This is a genomic window from Mycobacterium sp. TH-M25 (genome assembly GCF_057473665.1).
In genome coordinates this window covers 1-3,914 of sequence record NZ_JBYCLA010000143.1, presented here as the reverse complement: position 1 = coordinate 3,914, position 3,914 = coordinate 1, and the positions used below count along the sequence as shown (strand labels likewise).

Below are 3,914 nucleotides of genomic sequence, written 5' to 3'. Positions count from 1 at the left end.
GCTCAGGTGTTGGGGAGCACATTGCCCGCCGACGTTGCGGCGCGCCACGCCGATGCCTTCGCCGCGGCGCCGGTACTGCTGGATGCGATCTATGATCCGTGGCCGACGCCACTGGCCGCGGCGGTGAGCGATGCCGGCGGTCAGGTGATCGGCGGCCTGCAGATGCTGCTGCATCAGGCGTTCGCGCAAGTCGAACAATTCACAGGCCGACCAGCCCCGCGAGCGGCGATGGAGGCTGTCTTGGATTAGCGTGCCGCGCATGCTGATTGGACTCGTTCTGCTGTGGATGGCTGCGCTGAGTGGATACGACGTCCGGCAGCGCCGGCTGCCGAATTGGCTGACTATTCCCGGATTCGCGATGATCATGCTGGCCGCTCTGGGTTCTGGCCGCGGGTGGGCAGCGCTGGTCGGCGCAGTCGCGTTAGCCGGCGTCTATCTGTCGGTACACCTGGTGGCTCCGACGGCGATGGGCGCCGGCGACGTCAAGCTGGCCCTGGGATTGGGGGCGCTGACAGCACGTTTCGGTGCCGATGTGTGGTTGCTCGCGGCCATCGCCGCGCCGCTGCTGAGCGCGGTGGTCGGCCTCGTGGCGTGCGCCGGCTGGTCGATCCGGGTGGTGCCGCACGGGCCGGCGATGTGTCTGGCGAGCGCCGCGGCGGTGGGGTTGGCGAGTTGACCGGCCGCCGGCTCGCCGAACGTGCACTGAGTTCGACTTCCGGCCCTCGTTTTCGTACTGAGTACACGTTCGGCGAAACACTAGGCTGCCGCGGCACGACCCTTCAGGGCGCTGCGCAGCCCGTAACGTTTGCCGCGGATCTCGCGCGGCTCGGAGTCCGGGAACTTCTTTTCCGAGTGCGTTTCCGGTGCGTCATCCGACGTCGAGCGCAGCCAGGTGTTCGGCAGGGCCAGTTTGAGGATGGTCCAGAACGACTGCCAATACTGGCGCAGCAGCGGTCCAGTGGTGTAGGGCAGGTCGTATTCCTCGCAGAGCGCGTGCACGCGCACGCTGATCTCGGCGTACCGGTTGCTGGGCAGGTCGGGGAACAGGTGATGTTCGATCTGGTAGCACAGATTCCCGCTCATGAATGCCATGATCGGGCCGGCGTGGAAGTTGGCCGAGCCCAGCATCTGGCGTAGATACCATTCCCCGCGGGTTTCTTCTTCGAAGCTCTCGATGGTGAATTTCTCTGCACCATCGGGGAAGTGGCCACAAAAGATCACCATGTAGGCCCAGTAGTTGCGGATCAGGTTGGCGATGGCATTCGCCTTGAGCGTGTGCTTCCAGTTGGTGCCGGCCAGAGCCGGATAGACGATGTAATCCTTGCCCGCCTGCTTTCCCATCTTGGTTCCCATGATGCGTAGGTCTTTTCGGGCCTCGGCCCACGACTTTTCCTTCTTCCGGATTTTCGCGGACTCGACGTGGTGCAGCGCGACCCCCCACTGGAAGAGTGTGCCGAGCATCAGGTTGTAGACGGGGTTGCCGATCATCCATGGCGCCCAAGGCTCGTCGCGTGTGACGCGCATGATGCCGTAACCGACATCGCTGTCCAGGCCGACCACGTTGGTGTACTTGTGATGTATGAAGTTGTGCGAGTGTTTCCATTGCGACGACGGGCATGCGGTGTCCCATTCCCACTCGGTGGAGTGAATCTCGGGGTCGTTCATCCAGTCCCACTGGCCGTGAATGATGTTGTGGCCCAACTCCATATTTTCGATGATCTTGGCCGAGGCCAGGCTGGTGATACCGGCCAGGCGGGCCATCCGGCTGCTGCTGGCGAACAACGCCAAGCGGCCGAAAGCTGCCAGCCCGCGCTGTAATTGGATGGCGCGACGGATATAGCGGGCGTCGCGTTCGCCCCGCGATTCCTCGACGTCGGCGCGAATCTGGTCGAGTTCGGTCGCCAGATTCTCGACGTCCTGCGGGGTGAGGTGTGCATATGCCTTGATATCGGTGATGGCCATGGGAGCGTTGTCCTTTCAAACCTTGATGGTGCAGTTACCGGATGCGGTCGAAATGCATGTCTGGATTCGGTCGCCCGCCCCGTGCTCGTCGCCGGAGCGAACATCGCGAACGTGGCCTTCCTCGAGTGGCAGTACGCAGGTTTGGCAGATGCCCATCCGGCATCCGAACGGCATTTGAATGCCCAGCTTTTCGCCGGCCTCGAGGATGGATGTTGCGCCGTCGATCGCGATTTCCTTATCGGATATCGCGAATGTCACCGTGCCGCCCTCGCCGCCTTTGTCGGTGACGGCGATGCTGAATCGCTCCAGGTGGAGAGCCTCGTCGAGGTTGTTGTCCTTCCAGACCTTTTCGACCGTTTCGAGCATGGCCGCGGGTCCGCACGCCCACGCCGAGCGATCACGCCAATCGGCGACGATGTCGTCGAGCTCTCCGAAATCGAGCTTGCCGTCGGTCTCGGTGAGCCGCAGATGCAGTCGGTAGCCGCGTTCTGCCTTCTCGGTGTCGCGCAGTTCGTCGTGGAAGATGACCGCGTCCTGCGAGGGGGCTGAATGCACGTGGACGATATCGGGGAACTGGCCTCGTCCCCGCAGCGATCGCAGCATCCCCATGACGGGTGTGATGCCGCTGCCCGCGGTGATGAACAGGATCTGCGACGGCGGCGGGTTGGGTAGCGCGAAGTCTCCCTTCGGAGATGCCAGCCGAATGATCGTGCCGGGTTCGACGCCGTTGACCAGGTGAGTCGACAGGAAGCCTTCCGGCGTCGCCTTCACGGTGATCGAGATGTTGCCGTCGCCGTGCTGGGGGACCGACGTCAACGAGTAGGACCGCCAATGCCAGCGGCCGTCGACGCGCAAGCCGATGCCGACGTATTGGCCTGGCCGGTAGTCGCCGGAGAAGCCCCAACCCGGCCGGATGATGACCGTTGCGGTGTCGTCGGTTTCGGGTTCGACCGCCACGATCTCACCGCGTAGTTCGCGGGCCGACCACAGCGGGTTGATCAGCGATAGATAGTCGTCGGGCAGCAGCGGCGTGGTCGCCCGTGCGGCCAGCCCGCGAAGCGTGTTGACCCACGATCCGTACGCCGAGTCCACGTTCTTCGCCGGGGATCGCGCCCAGCGCACCGCGGATTTGAAGGGCGAGGTCATGGTTTGCCTTCCGCTCGTGAACATTGTGACCGTGGTCACGCGAGTGGATTACCCTACTGCGGAGTAATAAAACCTCGGTCTGGAACGCGCTGGGTGCAAGCAACCGCCAAGCACCGACCCCTGCAGCCATCCGAGTGGCGCATTTTTCCCCGACGAGGCCCGCCGTGGGAAGATGGGACTCGTGTTGCGATGGACCACTGCTGGTGAATCCCACGGCCGCGCTCTGGTGGCCGTGGTCGAAGGCATGGTCGCCGGGTTGACGATCACCTCCGACGACATCGCCGACCAGTTGGCCCGCCGTCGACTCGGCTACGGCCGCGGCGCCCGGATGAAGTTCGAGCGCGACCAGGTCACCGTGCTCGCGGGAGTGCGTCACGGCGTCACCCTCGGCGGGCCGATCGCCATCGAGGTCGGCAACACCGAGTGGCCGAAATGGGAGACCGTAATGGCCCCCGACCCGGTCGAGGAATCCGAACTCGAGGTGGCGCGCAACGCGCCGCTGACCCGGCCGCGGCCCGGCCACGCCGATTACGCCGGAATGCTGAAGTACGAATTCGACGATGCCCGACCGGTGTTGGAACGGGCCAGCGCCCGCGAGACCGCCGCCCGCGTCGCCGCCGGCACCGTCGCCCGCCAGTTTCTTCGCCAAGCCCTCGGCGTCGAGGTGCTGTCGCACGTCATCTCGATCGGCGACTCCACGCCGTATGACGGACCGCCGCCGCAGCCCAGCGACCTGGCCGCGATCGACGACAGCGGGGTGCGAGCCTTCGACAACGCCGCCGAAGCCTCGATGATCGCCGAGATCG

4 protein-coding genes and 1 pseudogene are annotated in these 3,914 nt (G+C 64.7%); 3 read left to right on the top strand and 2 right to left on the bottom strand.

Annotation, left to right across the window (positions count from 1 at the left end; translation table 11 throughout):
- Positions 1-249: pseudogene (locus AC2VOU_RS04910) on the top strand (shikimate dehydrogenase); the annotation flags it as partial.
- Between the two features lie 10 nt (positions 250-259).
- Positions 260-676, top strand: a complete 417-nt coding sequence (locus AC2VOU_RS04905; protein WP_486956346.1) for an A24 family peptidase — start codon at positions 260-262, stop codon at positions 674-676.
- Between the two features lie 80 nt (positions 677-756).
- Here AC2VOU_RS04905 and AC2VOU_RS04900 read toward each other — a convergent pair whose 3' ends face one another.
- Complete coding sequence (locus tag AC2VOU_RS04900) at positions 757-1,962, bottom strand: fatty acid desaturase family protein (protein ID WP_486956345.1); 1,206 nt, start codon at positions 1,960-1,962, stop codon at positions 757-759.
- Positions 1,963-1,977: 15 nt separating this feature from the next.
- Positions 1,978-3,108, bottom strand: a complete 1,131-nt coding sequence (locus AC2VOU_RS04895; protein WP_486956344.1) for a ferredoxin reductase — start codon at positions 3,106-3,108, stop codon at positions 1,978-1,980.
- Positions 3,109-3,289: 181 nt separating this feature from the next.
- On the opposite strand from AC2VOU_RS04895, the gene AC2VOU_RS04890 reads away from it, so the two are divergent.
- Positions 3,290-3,914 (top strand): chorismate synthase (locus AC2VOU_RS04890; protein WP_486956347.1); only part of this gene is annotated, 625 nt, incomplete at its 3' end.

Excerpts from the sequence above, each read along its gene's own strand:
- AC2VOU_RS04905 (WP_486956346.1), top strand. The coding sequence starts at position 260 with ATGCTGATTGGACTCGTTCTGCTGTGGATGGCTGCGCTGAGTGGATAC.
- AC2VOU_RS04900 (WP_486956345.1), bottom strand. The coding sequence starts at position 1,962 with ATGGCCATCACCGATATCAAGGCATATGCACACCTCACCCCGCAGGAC.
- AC2VOU_RS04895 (WP_486956344.1), bottom strand. The coding sequence starts at position 3,108 with ATGACCTCGCCCTTCAAATCCGCGGTGCGCTGGGCGCGATCCCCGGCG.